This is a genomic window from Burkholderia sp. BCC1972, from assembly GCF_905339605.1.
In the GTDB taxonomy this organism is placed as follows: Bacteria; Pseudomonadota; Gammaproteobacteria; order Burkholderiales; family Burkholderiaceae; genus Burkholderia.
Genome location: NZ_CAJPGH010000005.1, coordinates 308,405 through 324,572, shown reverse-complemented (window position 1 = coordinate 324,572; position 16,168 = coordinate 308,405). Strand labels below are relative to the sequence as shown.

17 protein-coding genes and 1 tRNA gene are annotated in these 16,168 nt (G+C 63.1%); 11 read left to right on the top strand and 7 right to left on the bottom strand.

Annotated elements, in window-relative coordinates:
* Window positions 1–52: 52 nt before the first annotated feature.
* The 3 genes from U5798_RS10940 to U5798_RS10930 all read left to right on the top strand — a co-directional run bounded on the left by U5798_RS10940 (window position 53) and on the right by U5798_RS10930 (window position 2,087).
* Complete coding sequence (locus U5798_RS10940) at window positions 53–808, top strand: DeoR/GlpR family DNA-binding transcription regulator (RefSeq protein WP_322082043.1); 756 nt, start codon at window positions 53–55, stop codon at window positions 806–808.
* A gap of 125 nt (window positions 809–933) precedes the next feature.
* Entirely contained in the window at window positions 934–1,548 is a 615-nt protein-coding gene (locus tag U5798_RS10935; protein ID WP_322082042.1) for a chromate transporter, read from the top strand.
* Entirely contained in the window at window positions 1,545–2,087 is a 543-nt protein-coding gene (locus tag U5798_RS10930; protein ID WP_124449072.1) for a chromate transporter, read from the top strand. Before U5798_RS10935 ends, U5798_RS10930 begins: the two co-directional genes overlap by 4 nt.
* A gap of 33 nt (window positions 2,088–2,120) precedes the next feature.
* On the opposite strand, the gene scpB is transcribed toward U5798_RS10930, so the two are convergent.
* The 3 genes from scpB to U5798_RS10915 form a co-directional block, all read right to left on the bottom strand.
* Window positions 2,121–2,930 (bottom strand): methylmalonyl-CoA decarboxylase, encoded by an 810-nt coding sequence (gene scpB, locus U5798_RS10925; protein WP_322082041.1) that lies wholly within the window; start codon window positions 2,928–2,930, stop codon window positions 2,121–2,123.
* Window positions 2,927–4,150, bottom strand: coding sequence for a CaiB/BaiF CoA-transferase family protein (locus U5798_RS10920; protein ID WP_322082040.1), 1,224 nt, complete (start codon window positions 4,148–4,150; stop codon window positions 2,927–2,929). Before U5798_RS10920 ends, scpB begins: the two co-directional genes overlap by 4 nt.
* A 61-nt stretch (window positions 4,151–4,211) precedes the next feature.
* Window positions 4,212–5,534, bottom strand: coding sequence for an MFS transporter (locus tag U5798_RS10915; RefSeq protein ID WP_174941473.1), 1,323 nt, complete (start codon window positions 5,532–5,534; stop codon window positions 4,212–4,214).
* A gap of 181 nt (window positions 5,535–5,715) precedes the next feature.
* Here U5798_RS10915 and U5798_RS10910 point away from each other — a divergent pair, with 181 nt between their 5' ends.
* From U5798_RS10910 to U5798_RS10900, 3 genes are all read left to right on the top strand, one after another.
* Window positions 5,716–6,645 (top strand): LysR substrate-binding domain-containing protein, encoded by a 930-nt coding sequence (locus tag U5798_RS10910; protein ID WP_322082039.1) that lies wholly within the window; start codon window positions 5,716–5,718, stop codon window positions 6,643–6,645.
* A 122-nt stretch (window positions 6,646–6,767) separates the two neighbouring features.
* Window positions 6,768–7,109, top strand: a complete 342-nt coding sequence (locus tag U5798_RS10905) for a DMT family transporter (protein WP_124449082.1) — start codon at window positions 6,768–6,770, stop codon at window positions 7,107–7,109.
* A gap of 108 nt (window positions 7,110–7,217) precedes the next feature.
* The gene (locus U5798_RS10900; RefSeq protein WP_322082038.1) at window positions 7,218–7,847 is read left to right on the top strand and encodes a LysE/ArgO family amino acid transporter; all 630 of its coding nucleotides are present in this window, start codon (window positions 7,218–7,220) and stop codon (window positions 7,845–7,847) included.
* Window positions 7,848–7,850: 3 nt separating this feature from the next.
* Here U5798_RS10900 and U5798_RS10895 read toward each other — a convergent pair whose 3' ends face one another.
* Window positions 7,851–9,011, bottom strand: a complete 1,161-nt coding sequence (locus U5798_RS10895) for an enolase C-terminal domain-like protein (protein ID WP_322082037.1) — start codon at window positions 9,009–9,011, stop codon at window positions 7,851–7,853.
* A 283-nt stretch (window positions 9,012–9,294) separates the two neighbouring features.
* Window positions 9,295–9,639, bottom strand: coding sequence for a cupin domain-containing protein (locus U5798_RS10890; RefSeq protein WP_027788152.1), 345 nt, complete (start codon window positions 9,637–9,639; stop codon window positions 9,295–9,297).
* Window positions 9,640–9,850: 211 nt separating this feature from the next.
* Here U5798_RS10890 and U5798_RS10885 point away from each other — a divergent pair.
* A tRNA-Gly gene (locus U5798_RS10885) sits at window positions 9,851–9,925 on the top strand.
* Between the two features lie 84 nt (window positions 9,926–10,009).
* Entirely contained in the window at window positions 10,010–12,013 is a 2,004-nt protein-coding gene (locus U5798_RS10880) for a site-specific integrase (protein WP_322082036.1), read from the top strand.
* Between the two features lie 3 nt (window positions 12,014–12,016).
* Here U5798_RS10880 and U5798_RS10875 read toward each other — a convergent pair whose 3' ends face one another.
* Window positions 12,017–12,271 carry a helix-turn-helix domain-containing protein gene (locus tag U5798_RS10875; RefSeq protein WP_175241165.1) on the bottom strand — a complete coding sequence of 85 codons (255 nt, stop codon included), beginning with the start codon at window positions 12,269–12,271 and terminating at the stop codon, window positions 12,017–12,019.
* A gap of 127 nt (window positions 12,272–12,398) precedes the next feature.
* Here U5798_RS10875 and U5798_RS10870 point away from each other — a divergent pair, with 127 nt between their 5' ends.
* From U5798_RS10870 to U5798_RS10860, 3 genes are all read left to right on the top strand, one after another.
* On the top strand, window positions 12,399–12,701 hold the full coding sequence (locus tag U5798_RS10870; RefSeq protein ID WP_069255244.1) for a hypothetical protein: 303 nt from the start codon (window positions 12,399–12,401) through the stop codon (window positions 12,699–12,701).
* 88 nt (window positions 12,702–12,789) lie between these two features.
* Window positions 12,790–13,095 carry a hypothetical protein gene (locus U5798_RS10865; RefSeq protein ID WP_322082035.1) on the top strand — a complete coding sequence of 102 codons (306 nt, stop codon included), beginning with the start codon at window positions 12,790–12,792 and terminating at the stop codon, window positions 13,093–13,095.
* Between the two features lie 182 nt (window positions 13,096–13,277).
* Window positions 13,278–15,410, top strand: coding sequence for a P-loop ATPase, Sll1717 family (locus U5798_RS10860; protein WP_322082034.1), 2,133 nt, complete (start codon window positions 13,278–13,280; stop codon window positions 15,408–15,410).
* 16 nt (window positions 15,411–15,426) lie between these two features.
* Here the strand turns inward: U5798_RS10860 and U5798_RS10855 are convergent, their stop codons facing one another.
* Window positions 15,427–16,005 carry a recombinase family protein gene (locus U5798_RS10855; protein ID WP_322082033.1) on the bottom strand — a complete coding sequence of 193 codons (579 nt, stop codon included), beginning with the start codon at window positions 16,003–16,005 and terminating at the stop codon, window positions 15,427–15,429.
* Window positions 16,006–16,168 lie beyond the last annotated feature (163 nt).

Sequence of the window (16,168 nt, the reverse complement as noted above, 5' to 3'; positions counted from 1 at the left end):
CCCATGGTAACGTGCAGTTTCGTGCAATTTCAAGATATTTCGTGCAAACACGATGCTGACGACCCAACGCAAGAAGGCGATCCTCGATGCGCTCGCGCGCGACGGCCAGGTGCTGGCCGTCGAGCTGAGCGTGCAATTCGGCGTGTCCGAGGACACGGTGCGCCGCGACCTGCGCGAACTCGCGGCCGAAGGCCTGCTGCAGCGCGTGCATGGCGGCGCGCTGCCGGCGTCGCCGGCCGTCGCGCCGTTCGCGCAGCGCGAGACGCTCGAGACGGCGGAAAAGCGCCGCATCGCGCGGCGGGCCGCGGAGATGATCGCGCCCGGGCAAGTGGCGATCGTCGACGGCGGCACGACCTCCGCGCTGCTCGTCAGCCAGTTGCCGGCCGACCTGCGCGCGACGATCGTCACGCACAGCCCGAGCGTCGCGGTCGCGCTGGCCGCCCATCCGTCGATCGACGTGATCCTGATCGGCGGGCGGCTCTACAAGCACTCGATCGTCGCGGTCGGCGCGGCGGCAATGGAAGGCATTGCACGCATCCATGCTGACCTGTACTTCATGGGCGTCACGGGCGTCCATCCGGTCGCGGGATTGAGCACCGGCGATTTCGAGGAGGCGGCGATCAAGCGCGCGCTGGCCGAACGCGCGGCCGAGACGGTCGTGCTCGCGTCGCAGTCGAAACTGCGCGCGGCGTCGCAGTTCGTGATCGGCGAGATCACGCTGGCGCAGACGATCGTCGTCGAAAACGAAACCGAGGCCGCGCTGACGGAGCCGATCGAGGCGGCGGGCGTGACGGTCGTACGCGCGTAGCGCGTCGAAGCGGTTGCACGTGGGTTGCGCGTGTCGTCGCGCCGGCGCCGGGCCGATGTCAGCGTGCTGACAGGCGCCGCTTGCTAACATGGGCGATCGCCCGATCGCCCCATGCTGCCCGCCCGATGCCCGCGCCCTCCGCCACGATTCCCCCGCCGCCGCCGCCCGCCGCCGACGCACCGCCGCCGGGCGTCCTCACGCTGTTCATCGCGTTCACGCAGATCGGCCTGACCAGCTTCGGCGGCGGACTGAGCGGGCGGATGATGCGCGACTTCGTCTACGAACGGCGCTGGCTCGACGAAGAGGCGTTCCTCAACGGGCTCGCACTGTCGCAGGCGTTGCCGGGCGTCAACGTGAAGAACCTCGCGATCTGGATCGGCTACCGCCTCGCCGGATGGCGCGGCGCGGTGGCCGGCTTCACCGGCATCATCGCGCCGCCGGCCGTGCTGATCGTGCTGTTCGGCGTCGCGTTCTCGACCCTCACGCGCTTTCCGCTCACGCATGTCGCGCTGGCCGGCGCGGCGGCCGCGGCGATCGGGCTGTCGATCTCGATGGCGATCACCGCCGTGCGGCGGCTGCCGCGTCGCGCGCTGCCGTTCGCGGTGATGGCGCTCACGTTCGTGTCGGTCGCCATACTGCACTGGCCGCTCGTGTGGACCGTGCTGATCGGCGGTGCCTCGAGCGTCGCGCTGGAGTACCGCCGGACGGCCGCGGCATCGGCCGGGAGCGACGCACGATGACCGCGTCCGTACGCTATGCCGCGCTGTTCGGCGTATTTGCGCCGCTGTCGATCGCGACGATCGGCGGCGGGCAGGCGATCATCGCCGACATCCAGCGGCAGGTCGTCGACGTCCATCACTGGATGACCGCCACGCAATTCGTGAACGACTTCGCGATCGCGCGGATGGCGCCCGGGCCCGGCTCGCTGCTGGCGACGCTGATCGGCTGGCAGGTGGGCGGCTTCTGGGGCGCGGTGATCGCGACGCTCGCGCTGTTCGGCCCGACTGCCTTCCTGATCTACGGCGTCGCGCATCTGTGGCGGCGGCACCAGGGCGCGCGCTGGCAGGTCGCACTCGAAACCGGCCTGCGCCCGGTCGCGGCCGGCATGATCCTCGCGTCGGTCTGGGTGCTGCTGCAGGCGCTCGACGGCGGCTGGGCCGCGCGCGCGATCGCCGTCGCGTCGACGCTGTGCGTGATGTACACGCGCCTCCATGCGCTGCTGCTGATCGCGATCGGCGCGCTGCTGCTCGTCGGCGTACACGCGCTCGGCGGCATGTAGCGCGGCGCAGCCGTCGCCGCGCGACCGCTCTGCCTAGACGCCGCGAAACTGCGGCGCGCGGCGCTCCGCAAACGCACGCAGCCCTTCGTCGAAATCGGCGCCTTCGCACGCTTGCCGGCGCAACTCCGCGACCCGTTCGAACGCATCCGCCGGCAGCGGCCGCGCATCCTGCAGCACACGCAACTGCTCCTTCACCGCATGCACGGCAAGCGGCGCCTTCGCGGCAATCGTGCGCGCGACGTCGAGCGCCGCGTCGTCGACGCCGCCCGGTTCCGCCAGCCGGTTCACGAGCCCGTGATGCGCGGCGCGCTCCGCGTCGAGCGGCTGCGCACTGAAGAACATTTCCTTCAGCACATGAATCGGCAGGTTGTCGTAGAAGCGCAGCAGGCCGCTCGTCGAATACGGCAGGCCGATGTTCGCGGGCGTCATCGCGAAACGCGCGTCGCGCGCCGCGACGACGAGATCGCAGCTCATCACGAGATCGACGGCGCCGCCCCACGCCGACCCGGCCACCGCCGCAATCACCGCGCCCGGATAGGTCCGCACGCGCCGCAGCGCGCGTTCGAGCGGCTTGCCGTAGGCGAGCGGATCGCGGTCGTCGGCCAGTTCGCGCAGGTCGTGCCCCGCGCTCCACACGTCGCCGCTGCCGTCGTTCGACAGGATCACGACGGGCGGCGGACGGTGTCCGGCGAGCGCATCGAGGCGTGCGACGAGCGCATCGAGCAACGGCGCGTCGAGCGCATGCCGCCGCGCCGGATTCGCGAACCGTACGCGCGCGATCCGCTCGCCGACCATCTCGACCGTCACGGTCGACGCACTGTCGTGTTTCGTCAGGTCGGTCATTGCACGGCCTCCGCCATGGCTTCCGCCTGGAAGATCGCGCGCCCGGCCAGCAGTGCGTCGATCGCGTCGTCGCCGTAGCCCGCTTCGCGCAGCACGTCGACCGTATGCTCGCCAAGCAGCGGCGGCGCATGGCGCGTGCGCTGCGCCGGCACGTCGTCGCCCATCCCGCCGAGCGGCGTGACGACCTGGCGCAGCGTGCCGAGCGTCGGATGCGCGACCGGCTCGACCAGCCCGCAATGCGCGAGCTGCGGATCGTCGAACACTTCGTCGAGCGTATTGATCGGGCCGGCCGGCAAACCGGCTGCCACGAAACGCTGCGTCCATTCGCGCTTGCCGCGCGTGCGCAGCCGGCTTTCGAGCAACGTCTTCAGTTCGTCACGGTGCGCGACGCGCGCATCGTTGGTCGCGAAGCGCGGATCGCTCGGCAACGCGGGCAGATCCAGCAACTGACAGAGCCGCAGCCACATGTCGGTCGTGATCGGCGCGAGGTTGAGCGGGCCGTCGGCCGTCTCGAACACGCCGTACGGCGCGATCACCGCGTGCGCGTTGCCGGTGCGGCGCGGCACGTCGCCGAGACTCAGGTAGCGTTGCCCGTGCACGCTCAGCAGCGACACGAGGCTTTCGAGCAGCGACGTGCCGACATGCTGCCCGCGCCCGGTGCGCTCGCGCTCGAACAGTGCGGCCATCACGCCGGTCGCCACCCACATCCCCGAGCTGAGATCGCCGATCGCGGTACCCGTGCGCGTCGGCTCGCCGTCCGGGAAACCGGTGAGGCTCATCAGCCCCGCATAGCCCTGCGCGATCTGGTCGAAACCCGGCCAGTCGCGCAGCGGGCCGCGCGGACCGAACGCGGTGACGCTGCCCATCACGAGCCGCGGATCGTGCGCGCTCAGCGCGGCATAGCCGAGCCCCATCGCGTCCATCGTGCCGGCCTTGAAGTTCTCGATCACGACGTCGGCCTGCGCGATCAACCGCCGCACGACGTCAAGGCCGGCCGGCTGCCGGAAGTCCACGCAGATACCGCGCTTGTTCCGGTTGCAGGACAGGTAGTACGTACTCACGCCGCGATCGAACGGCCCCCATGCGCGGCTCATGTCGCCGTGCGGCCCCGATTCGACCTTGATCACGTCGGCGCCGAGATCGGCGAGCACCATCGAGCAGAACGGCCCCGACAGCGCGCGACTCAGATCGACGACCTTGATTCCATTCAACGCCTGCATTCCGGACTCCTGATATTGATGACTGGGTGTGGCGTGGCTGCGAACGAGGGATACGTCCCGCTCATTCGGGCAACGTCTGGTGACGCGTTTCGACCGCGAACGGCAGGATCAGGATGCCGAGCCCGAACACGGCAGCGGTCCATGCGACCGGCACACCGAGCGAGCCGTAGCCGTGAATTGCAGCGCCGAGCAGGAAGTTCACGCCCGCACCGATGAAGCGGCCGACCGACGCGTTGAATGCGAACGCGGTGGCGCGCACGCGCGTCGGGTACTGCTCGGGCAGCCACAGCGAGAAGATCGCGAAGTTGCCGCCGAAGAAGCCGAGGAATGCGAGCGACACCATGAACGCCGCGAGCCCGTTCGGCTGGTAGAACGCCCAGCCGAACGCGAACACGATCGATGCGGCCATCCCCGCGAAATACACACCGAGCGCGGTGCGCCGGCCGAGCCGTTCCGACAGCCACGGCGCGACCAGGCAGCCGGCGATCGTCGCGCACGACAGGATCGCCGCGCCGATGGACGCAAGCCGCAGCGCGCCGACGTGGTCGATGCCCGCGCGCGCCGCCAGCGTGCTGACCGCGCTTGCCTCGTAGACGGAACCGGCCCACAGCCCGACGATCGCGACGCCGACGAGGCTCGCGCTCGTCAGCGTGCGACGCAGGAACGCCGGCGCGAAGATCTCGCGCAGCGGATGCGCGCGCCGCGCGTCGGCCACGTCGCCGTCGCGCGCGTCGTGCCGGCGCCACTGACCCGGCTCCTTCACGCGCATCACCGTGAACACCGCGAGCAGTGCAGGCGCAAGACCGCACAGGAACATCGCGCGCCAGCCGTAGGTCGCGCCGATCGTGTAGTTCAGGCAGGCGGCGATGAAGAAGCCGAAGTAGTAGCCCGTCTGCAGGTAGCCGGCGCCCATCTTGCGACGGTCTTCCGGCCAGCTCTCGGCGACGTAGGTGCCCGCGAGCGCCCACTCGCCGCCGACGCCGATCCCGGCGATCAGCCGGCACGCGGCCAGCGCCCAGACGTCGTGCACGAAGGCGGCCGCGCCGGTGAATACCGAGTAGATCAGGATGCTCGCGGCGAGCGTGCGTACGCGGCCGAAGCGGTCGGCGAGCGGCCCCCAGATGAACGACAGCCCCCAGCCGATCAGGAACAGCGCGAACAGGATCGAGCCGTACATCCCCAGGTTCGCGGGCGTCGCCGCGATGCCGGAGGCCGGCAGCAGCTCGGTCAGTGCGGGAATCAGCACGAGCGCGTAGATCACCGAATCCACGCCGTCGAGCACCCAGCCCGCATACACGGCCCAGAAGCCCTTCACCTGCTCGCGCGTGAGCGGCGTGCGCCGCGGCTTCGCGCCGGCCGCCGGCGCGTCGATCGCCTTGAACATCGTCGTCTCCTTGCCGGCGGGGCCGGCACGTTCGCCGCGTCCGGTCCGGGATGGCCGGCAGTCGGGCTCTTTTGTGAGACGAGTATAGAAACCCCATCGATCGCAGAAAAATATGATATTCATCTTGCTCGATCGGATTGCCTTATGGCTTGAATCGGCCTTGAATCGGGAGACGGCGGCGATGGACTTGAGACAGTTGCGCTATTTCGTGAAGGTCGTCGAATGCGGCAACGTCACGCATGCGAGCGAGGCGCTGCACGTCGCGCAGCCGGCGGTCAGCCAGCAGATGCGCAATCTCGAACGGGATCTGGGGATGCAGCTGCTCGAGCGGAGCGTGCGCGGCGTCGCGCCGACCGCCGCCGGCCGCACGCTGTACCAGCATGCGCTCGAACTGCTGCGCCAGGCCGACGGCACGCGCGAGCTGCTGCGCCGCGACGCCGATACGCCGCAGGGCCGCGTGACGGTCGGAATGCCGTCGAGCACCGCGCGCGTGCTGGCCATTCCGCTCGCCCGCGCGGTACGTGACCGCTATCCGGGCATCATGCTGGAGTTGATCGAGGCGCCAAGCGCCGATCTCGACACGCTGCTCGAACGCGCTCGGCTCGATCTCGCGATCGTCGCCGATGCAGTCGACACGCGCGGCATCGCGATCCACCGGCTGCTGACCGAAACGCTGTACCTGATCACGTGGCCCGGATTCCAGGTACCCGACGATCCCGTGCCGCTCGACGCCATCGCGCGGATGCCGCTCGTGCTGCCGAGCGCGCCGAACACGATCCGCAACCGCGTCGACTGGGCGATGCGCGAGGCCGGGCTGTCGTACGAGATCAGCTTCGAGGCGAGCTCGACCGGGCTGCTGTTCGCGGCCGTGATGGCACAACTTGGCGTGACGATCCTGCCTTGGACGGCTGCGCACGTCGAGATCGAGGAATGCAAGCTCAAGCTGTCGACCGTCGCGCACCGGCTGTTCGCGCGCGACCTGTCGCTGTGCTGGCACGACACCGCGCTCGTCAGCAACGCGGTGCAGAAGGTGAAGGCCGAGATCGTCCGGCTGTTCGATACGCTCGGGCAGCGGCCGGAATGGGCGGCCGGCAATGGCGATCGCGCGTGACCCGTGCAGCGCTTGTCTTGTGCTGCCCCGCCGCGCGTACTAAGCTCCTTTCATCTGGGTACCGCTGACACCTCCACTTCTCCTCGCCGCTCGGTATAAGCGTCGGGGGAAGGAGGCCGTTCGTGTCCCCGTTCCAGTCTGCCTGGCTTCTGCTCGGCATCAGTGTGCTCGCCGAAGTGCTCGGCTCCGTCGGCCTGAAGTTTTCGGCCGGTTTTTCCCGCCCGCTGCCGTCCGCGGTCACGGTCGTCTGCTATGCATGCGCCGTGTGGCTGATGGCGCTCGCGACAAAGCGGCTCGAAATGGGGCTCGCATACGCGAGCTGGGCCGCCGCCAGCACGGCGGCCACCGCCGTGATCGGTATCGTCTGCTTCGATGAATCGGTGTCGTCGCTGAAGCTCGCCGGCATCGCGCTGACCGTCTGCGCGCTCGTCGCGCTCAACCTCGGCGATGTGGCAGCACGGTGATCGGCACGCAGGCGCCCGGCGGGCCATTGACAACGCCCCCTGGCGCCCCTTAACGTTGCTCCCATCGTAACCATCACCGGTTCAGCTTAAGAGGTTGTCGGCCCGCTCGTGCTCGACACCTCTGCCTTCCTCGAAGGCCTGCTGCTTGGCGCCGGCCTGTTCACGTCGGTCGGCCCCAAGGACGCCTTCGTCATCAAGCGCTCGATCTCGAGCCCCCATCTGCTCTCCATCGCCCTTGTTTGCGCCGGCAGCGACGCGCTGTTGATCGCGCTTGGCGCGCAAGGATTGTCGTCGCTGCTGTCGCGATATCCTGCCGTGGTTTCGGCCGCATTGTGGGCCGGTATCGCGTATCTCGCCGGTTATGGCCTGCTCGCGTTGCGCTCGGCGATCGTGAGACGACAGCCCGGGCATGCCGACGGCTTGTGCGCCGGCAGCGGCGAGCCCACGCGGTCGCGCACGGTGCTGGCAACCGCCGCCGTTTCGCTGCTCAACCCGTATGCGTGGATCGATACGGTGCTGCTGCTCGGCACCGTGATCGTGAGTCACCCGCCGTCCGCACGCGCGCCGTTTGCGATCGGCGCGATGACCGCTTCGCTCGTCTGGTTCCTGATGCTCGCCTACGGCGCACGCGCGTGCCGCGCCTGGTTCGCTCGCACGCTCGCGTGGCGGGTGCTCGACGGCTTCGTCGCGATGATGATGCTTGGGTTCGCCGTGCGTTTCGCGATCGACGCGCTTTAGGCGTCAGCGGCCGGATACCGCGTGGAACGCGTCGCGCGCGTGGGTGTGCAGTTCGAAACCGATACCCGGCGCCTGCGGCACGCGTGCGTATCCTGCATCGACGATTTCGCCATCGGCCAGCCCGCTGAACGGAAGGAACGCGAACGGACTGACTTCCGCACCGCCGAGACCGAGCGCCGCGACGACGTGCAGCGAGAACAGGTGGCCGCCATGCGGCCAGAACGCATCGCGCCGCCAGCCGCGCGACACGAAGTGATCGACGATCTGCAGATAGCCCGGCAGCCCGTAGCAATGCACGGGATCGAACACGAGCACGTCGCGATCGTGGCGCAAGCCGCCGTAACGGTCGAGCAGCTTCGCTTCCGCGAGCGAGAACAACGCTTCGCCGGCCGCGATCGGCGGCGCATATCGCGTGGCGATGTCTGCCTGGAGCGGCAGGTCGAGCGGATCGCAGATGTCCTCGAACCACCAGAGATCGAGAGGTGCGAGCTTTTCGGCGGCCGCGCGGGCGGACGTCGCGTCGTACGCGTTCATCGCGTCGACCGCGAGATGCGAACTGTCCGCAAGGTGTGCGGCAGCAGCTTCGATGCGGCGCCGGTCCTCGTCGAAATCCGCGCCGCCGATCTTGATTTTCGCGTGCGTGTAGCCGAGATCGACGATACGACGCATTTCGTCGGACAGGCGCGCGGGGTCGTCATGCGGATAGCGGTAGCCGCCGCCTGCGTACACGCGCACGCGTGGTGCTGCCGTGCGTTCGAGCTGGTCGGCGAGAAAGCGATCGAGCGGCAGGTCGGCGATTTTCGCGGCGGCGTCCCAGATCGCCATGTCGAGCGTGCCGACCGCGACGCACCGTTCACCGTGTCCGCCGGGCTTTTCGCCGGCCATCATCGCGCGCCACGCGCGGAACGGGTCGAGGTTCGTGCCGGTTTCGCCGGCGAGCGCGTCGGCCGCCGCCAGCAGGCGCGGCGCGAACCGTTCGCGGATCAGCCCGCCCTGCGCGAAACGGCCGATCGACGCGTAGCCGTAGCCCGTCACCGGACGGCCGTCACGCATGACGTCGGTCACGACCGCGACGACGCTCGTCGTCAGGCCGCCAGAGGGAATCGCCGGGTCGGCATAACGGGAGACGGGAATCGCTTGCTCGTGGATCGCGGTGATGCGCATGGTCGGGTTCCGGGAATACGTTCGGTGTTCGCGGGCCATGCATGCATGGCAACCGGCGCGACTGGTGGATCGCCGCATCATAGGCGCTTGCGCGATGTCTTGCAGGCACCGGGCGCGATCGCGCGGAATGGAGGAACCAGCCGGGCGTGCGACCACGCTCCGCGAGCGGCTTCCGAACCGGAACGAATTTTATTGAGCCGGGATCCCCGTTTGCCCTCCCGGCTCCGTGAACCGGGAGGTATCGGGCGACGGCCTTATACGTGGATCGAACCGACAGGCCCGCTCAGGCGAAGACGAAGTACTTGCGCACCGTCTCGACCACTTCCCATGTCCCTTTCATACCGGGCTCGATCACGAACACGTCACCGGCTTTCAGGTGCACCGATTCCTCGCCTTCCGGCGTGATGATGCAGTAGCCGTCGAGGAAGTGGCAGTACTCCCATTTCTCGTAGTTCACCTCGAACTTGCCCGGCGTGCAGATCCAGGTCCCCATGATCTTGCTGCCGTCCTTGGAGAGGTATGCGTTGAGGTTCACGGTATGCGGATCGCCGCCGATGCGCTTCCACTTGGTCGCATCAAGGACGGGCGTCGGGCAGGTTTCGCGCAAAACGGTGATGAAATCGGACATGTCGGCTCCAGACTAACGATCGTAAGAGAGGCTTGTCACGTTAGTTCGAAAGCGTTGCCGGGACTTGCATGCGTCCGACACCGACTCGTCTATTTTCGACACGGGGTTGCGTGCAGGCGCACGGACAGAGGGGTACGCGAAGCCGTTTGCCGGCGGCCAAAAACGCTTCACTTGCAACATTGCCGCCAAACCCTGTAGAATTGCGCGTTCTGCGGGCGTCGTATAATGGCCATTACCTCAGCTTCCCAAGCTGATGACGTGGGTTCGATTCCCATCGCCCGCTCCACACATCACCTAGCTCCTTGATTCCAATGGGCTAAGTGCATGTCTCACGAGCTTCACCGCACCACTACTACAGTGGTCTCCTACGGTGGCTCAAACCTCCTGCCTCTATCGTCGCCCCAGCGGCATCTACGTCGTCCGTCTCGTCGTCCCTATGCGGTTGCGCTCAGCAGTCGGCAAGAACGAAATTCACGCGTCCACCCGCCTCCGGGATTGGGAAGCCGCTAAACTCGTCGCCCATCAGATTCAGTCGCATTGGCGCGGGCACTTCATGACGTTGGACATCGAAAAACTGCGGGCAGGAAACCCGTTGCTTGACGGCGAGGGCATGATTCCCATTGTCGAGGCTGCCCGGACCGTCGGTATGCAGGCGGAATCGCTGGCGAATGAACTGCTCAACGATGGCGGGCATGTCTTCACGCACCTTCACGGGCAATCCTGCTGGCGGGTGCCAGTGCTCAACGACCTGGACCGGGACTTCGGCGGCGAATTCATCTGGAACGAGGTGGAGATCAACGGCGAGCGAACCGTCCACACCGGAACCGTGCGCGTCCTCGATGGCCGGGCCACGCTGCAACAGGTCATCACCGCCGGGGTGGCACAAGAAGGTGTGTTCCGAGACGGCAAGTCAGCGGGCATCTTTCTTGAGGACCCGATAGCCGTCGACCTCGCTAGTTGCATCGTTCACAAAACGGCCGTCACAAAGGTTCGCGCCCGGCTGGTTGCATCACTCAGCCCCGCCTCCATTGTCGCCCTGCCACCGCCGTCGATCATTTCGAGCGCGTCTATAGCGGCATTGTCCGTCCCAAGCCCGTCAGCGACCGTTGGCGCCGTCCCAACCGGGTTGCCGACGCGCATTGAACCAACGCCGGTCGTATTCGATCCGATCACGGCCAAACATGGCAAGAAACGATTCTGGGACCTGTTCGAGCTTTACGCACGAAGTCGCACATGGGGCGAAGATCAAACCCGCCGCATGACAACAGAAGCACGTCTTTTTCGCGACCTCATGGGCGACCCGGAACTCGGCGAAATCGAACTGGAGACCATCGACCAATACGCCAGCCGCTTGGCGCAATTACCTCCCGACATCTATCTAGCCAAGCGCCGGTTCAGAACCGACTCGCTCGACGACTTAATCCGCATTGCGGAACGCGAAGGACTTGAACTCAAGCGGGAAGCGACGATCAAGGGGCACATTGGACGCCTTAGCGAGATCCTCGCATTCGGCGAGCGCAAGCACATGCTGCGGTTCAACCCCGCATCCGACTACAAGCGTGGCGATGGGCGGTTCAATGCGCCGCGCGCTCAGGACGAGCGACACGCATTTACTTCGCAGGAGTTGTCGTTGATCTTCGCGCAGGACTGGTTTGCTACCGGTGCGGGTTCGTTCAACCGGACGGGTTGGACCACTTGGCGTCCACACTACTACTGGCTGCCCTTGCTCGGTCTATTCACTGGCGGACGAATCAACGAACTCTGCCAGTTATACCTATCGGACATCCACCAGACGGAAGGCGGCGCGTGGTATCTCGATTTCAACCTCATGGGGCCCGACAAAGTTGACGAGAGCGACAAGTCTCTCAAGACGATCAATGCGCTACGCGTCGTCCCGCTACATGACAGGCTCGTCCAACTCGGGCTGCCGGAATACGTCCAGACGCTTCGCAAAGCAGGCTACACCCGTCTATTTCCGGAACTCAAACGAGATGCGGTAAAAGGTTACGGTAAACCCGCCAGTTCTTGGTTCAATGAACGATTCTTGGGACGAACGCTCGGCATCGAACGAAACGGAATGAAGACGTTTCACTCGTTCCGACACACGTTCCTGACCGCAACCGAACGTCTGGGCACCCCGGAACGGGTGATGGCGCAAATAGCAGGGCATCAGCGCGGAGACACTGAAAGCTGGAACCGTTATGCGAAGGACCGGGATGCGGACCAGTTGGCCGCAGTCATCAATGGGCTTACCTTCCCTGAAGCAAACGGCATCGCGCCATTCATTGCGCCAAACGGCATCCGGGCCATTGAATGTGCCAAGCGTCAGAAGGAACTTGTGCGTCGTGGATCGAGCGGCACGCGGGCTGACTAGCCCCTAGTCTTGAACTGACGGTGCGCCCTCCGCACCGTCTTCCTCGAACAATGTCTTGACCGGCACGCCGAGAGCATCGGCGATTGTCTGAATCGAGTCCAAGGATGGATTCGCCTTGCCCGTCTCGATCTTCCCCATATAGCTACGAACGAAGCCGCACTTGTCGGCGAAAGCCTCTTGGCTCAAGCCAGTCGTGGCCTTCCGTAGTTCTCGAACCCTCGCCCCGAAGCGATTCCTGAGTGTTGTGTTTGCCGTCATCCGTGGGATGTTGGCGGGCACGTATAATCGCGACCACACCCTAATAATGGCCACCCTGAAAGTGGCCACCCTATAAATGACAAGACCACATGCAAACCATCGGCGCGCAACGCGCGCTTCCGTAACGTTGCTGCTAGTGCTGATGTGCGGACCGGTAGCGACCAGCCAAGCATGGGCGGGGAGCGAGGGCATCTGTTTGCAAATCAGCCGCATGGCGCTAGAGATGGCCCGAGACAGGGACGACGGGGTGCCCTACACAACCGAGCAAGCGAAATTCGAAACGAGCCTCAAAACGATCCAGCCCGAGTGGCGGCGCGAATTCCGCGGACTCTACATGGGCTCACTCGATCTGGTTTACAAACGTCAACGCGACGCCACACCGGATCAGTTGCAACGCGCCGTCTACAAGGTTTGCGCTTCCGAATACTGAAACGTAACGCTGCCGTAGCGCAACAGACGCGGGGCACGTCTTGTTGCGTTTGTCCACCGCCCGCCATATCTACAAAGAGACCTGACCAATGAGAAAGACGTTCGGGGCGTGCGCCCTGGCCCTTACCCTGTCGGCGTGCATGACGATGGGAAGCAAGTTCGACATGCACGACGCCGACCAATTCGTTCCGGGCGTGACGACGATGCAGCAAGCGCAAGAGAAGCTGGGCACCCCCACGGCGACCAACGCTATGCCGAACGGCGGCACGCTTCAACAATGGATGTATTCGCAAGCATCGGTGCTCGGCGGCACGTCCTCAAACATCGCCATCCTGTTCGACCGGGATGGGAAGATGATTCGGATCTCCAGCAAGGGGCAGGTGAACACCCGATAAGCGGCATACGACCGGGATGGCGGCGCGCCCTCGCGCCGCACATCACCAGATGAGCGCCCGAAACACAAGAACGGTCAGCATCAAACCATGTTTTCGCCGTCAGCATGACGCCCTAGCACGCTAGCTTCCGGTTAGACTCTGGATCACTCCAACCGCCGCGAACCAGAGCGAGGACAAGGCAAATGACAAGATTGCTGCGGGCTAGTTTGCTTGGCGAGCAAACAGCAGAAAATGACATTAAATTGCTGTTGCCGAACTTCATAGAGACGCCTGAATACCGTTCAATTATTGAAACCAAGGACAACACTGTTGTCGTCGGTCGACGAGGCACTGGCAAGAGTGCAATGTTCGCAAAGCTTCAGGATTTTTGGGGCAAGCAAAAAGCAACCCACGTCATATCCATCGCTCCTGAGGATTTCCAAACCATAAATTTTCGCTCAATATTTAAACACATCGAGGGAAAATACTCACACGTTCGCTCCGTTTCCAGAATTGCTTGGAAATATGGCTTACTCATGGAAATCCTCACCCATCTCTCCAAGCATTTCAAAACACGCGATCAGATTAGCGAACATCGCATTGCCGCAGAGCAAGTTAAATACTGGCAGTCCGCCTCTGGAGATTTTTTCTCCAAAATCACCTCGCGCGTCTTTCCAATTCTTCGCACATCACCCGAGCCCGAGAACGGAATAGGCACACTACATCAGACGTTAAATATCACCGAATTAGAGGCGGCACTTTCCTCTCTACTTGACGCATCATCAGTTCGCTTCTTCATTCTCATCGATCGCCTGGATGAAGGTTACGAAAATGATGAAACAGGCGCAGCAATTATCTCTGGGGTGATAGCCACCGCCTCAGAAATCAACAAGCGCCATGAGAAAATCCGCCCCATCATATTTCAACGAGACAACATTCTTCGTGCCGTCCAGAAATTTGACCCGGATTACACCCGAAATATAGAAGGCGAAGTTATCTCGCTTCACTGGGATACATACCAACTACAAAATCTCGTTACTAAACGACTTAACGCCGCGTTTGATTTAAAAATAGAGAAGGCACAAAAAATATGGGACCGCTGCACGGCAAATGAAGGTTCAGATCGAGAGTTGCAAGGAATCGACGGATTCAAAAAATGTCTTCAGTTTACGCTTTATCGACCGAGAGACCTCCTCTCCCTCTTAAACCAAGCCTTCTTCAACGCTGGCAAGGAAGATCGAGAAACCATCATCCTCAAAGACATTGAAAAGACAGCCAAATCCATATCAATAAACAGGCTCAATGATCTAAAAAAAGAATACAACTCGATCATCCCATCCATTTCCGCCGCAACATCTGTTTTTGAACAGGGAACCCCTGAGTTCACATACCACAACGCATTAATTCTACTAGATGGAATACCAGCAACTCTGAAAGCGATGTCCGCCACTCCTGCGGCGGAACAGGACTACGCGATCTTGAAAAGTGAAGGCGTGCTCAGGGCGTTGTATAGCGTAGGGTTTATCGGCACGCACGATGAAAACTCAAACACCTTCACCTTCTGCCACGATGGCAGGCAGCCCGATAGAGAATTCACCTCATCCGACAGAATTCTCATCCACCCATGCTACTGGATTGCGCTGAACTTATCGCGAAACGCCCTCGTTGCCGAAGAAGCTGAACAAATTAATGATGAGTATGAGATAAAGGTCTCATCCATATCTCCACAAATCCGCTCCCAACGAATCGGTTCATTAATCGCAGAGCTTGGTCAAATACAAGAAGGACGAGACCACGCTGAGGACTTTGAAGCTTGGTCGCTAACTGCTGTATCGACAGTATTCGCCGGACACTTGGGCAACGTCGAGCGGAAGCCCAACGGCAATGCTGTGCAACGACGAGATATTGTTGGAACCAATCTGGCGAGAACATCGGCCTGGTTGCGAATTGAAAAGGATTACGGCGTTCGGCAAGTTCTGTTTGACGCAAAGAACTATCGCTCCGTTGGCCGAGACGAATACCGCCAGATGGCCACCTATCTTAACGGAGCCTATGGTTTCCTCGGATTTCTAATTACACGCGACGACGACGAGAATTTACATGCCGGCTCAGAACTTGACTGGGTAAGAGAGCTATACAATACAGAAAAGAAATTGGTTATTCGCCTCTCTTATAAATTCTTTCAACGCATGCTCGGCAAACTGAGAAGCCCAGAAAAGCATGACGCGGTCGATTCAGCGTTATCTTCACTCTTGGATAACTATGAGAGGCGCTATCTAAACCTTCAATCCACAGTTTCAAGGAAGCCAAAAACCGCAGCTAAATCAAAGCAATAGAACTCTTCCGAGTGAGTCATTTTGCGTGCCCCCTCGCCCGAACGCTAATGATGTTCGCTCTAGAAACGGAATAAGCGCGCGCAAGCGCGCTAACCGACTCGCCCTCATCTAGCCTACGAAGAATCTCCAACCGCTGTTCGGGTGTGGTTTTGGACGGTCTGCCGAGCTTCTTCCCCTCGGCACGAGCGCGAGCAAGCCCGGCTTGGGTTCGCTCAATTAGTAGATCGCGCTCCATCTCCGCAACAGACGCCAGCATCGTGAGCAGCAGCTTGCCGGCAGGCGACGTTAGATCGGTTTGCCCCAACTGCATGACGATTACCTTGATCGACCGACGTTCGAGTGCCCGAATGGTTTGCAGCACATCCACAGCGTCACGCCCGAGCCGGTCGAGCTTTGCGACGACGAGCGTTTCGCCGTCCCTGATCTTGTCGAGCAATCGCCCGAATTCCGGGCGCTCACTGGCGCAGGTCTTTCCGCTGATTCCGTGGTCCGCGAACCAGTAATCCACGACGAACCCCGACCGCTCAAGTTCGAGTCGCTGGTTCTCGGTTGATTGCTGTCCCGTTGAGACCCGTCCGTATCCAAAGATCGCCATGTGCGTCGCCCCTGTTAGAAAACGGTGCCAGATTAGGACGGCCTGCCGGAAAAGCCAAGGCTATATTTCCACCACCCTTCCGGACGCTACCGGAGGGGTGCAGGAAATCGGTCGTTATTCGGCACCCGATCAATCACACTTTGTCACACCGGTGTGATATAGT

Bases quoted from the DNA above. Each gene is read 5' to 3' on its own strand.
- U5798_RS10940 (WP_322082043.1), top strand. From the start codon at position 53: ATGCTGACGACCCAACGCAAGAAGGCGATCCTCGATGCGCTCGCGCGC.
- U5798_RS10935 (WP_322082042.1), top strand. From the start codon at position 934: ATGCCCGCGCCCTCCGCCACGATTCCCCCGCCGCCGCCGCCCGCCGCC.
- U5798_RS10930 (WP_124449072.1), top strand. From the start codon at position 1,545: ATGACCGCGTCCGTACGCTATGCCGCGCTGTTCGGCGTATTTGCGCCG.
- scpB (WP_322082041.1), bottom strand. From the start codon at position 2,930: ATGACCGACCTGACGAAACACGACAGTGCGTCGACCGTGACGGTCGAG.
- U5798_RS10920 (WP_322082040.1), bottom strand. From the start codon at position 4,150: ATGCAGGCGTTGAATGGAATCAAGGTCGTCGATCTGAGTCGCGCGCTG.
- U5798_RS10915 (WP_174941473.1), bottom strand. From the start codon at position 5,534: ATGTTCAAGGCGATCGACGCGCCGGCGGCCGGCGCGAAGCCGCGGCGC.
- U5798_RS10910 (WP_322082039.1), top strand. From the start codon at position 5,716: ATGGACTTGAGACAGTTGCGCTATTTCGTGAAGGTCGTCGAATGCGGC.
- U5798_RS10895 (WP_322082037.1), bottom strand. From the start codon at position 9,011: ATGCGCATCACCGCGATCCACGAGCAAGCGATTCCCGTCTCCCGTTAT.
- U5798_RS10890 (WP_027788152.1), bottom strand. From the start codon at position 9,639: ATGTCCGATTTCATCACCGTTTTGCGCGAAACCTGCCCGACGCCCGTC.
- U5798_RS10875 (WP_175241165.1), bottom strand. From the start codon at position 12,271: ATGACGGCAAACACAACACTCAGGAATCGCTTCGGGGCGAGGGTTCGA.
- U5798_RS10865 (WP_322082035.1), top strand. From the start codon at position 12,790: ATGAGAAAGACGTTCGGGGCGTGCGCCCTGGCCCTTACCCTGTCGGCG.
- U5798_RS10860 (WP_322082034.1), top strand. From the start codon at position 13,278: ATGACAAGATTGCTGCGGGCTAGTTTGCTTGGCGAGCAAACAGCAGAA.
- U5798_RS10855 (WP_322082033.1), bottom strand. From the start codon at position 16,005: ATGGCGATCTTTGGATACGGACGGGTCTCAACGGGACAGCAATCAACC.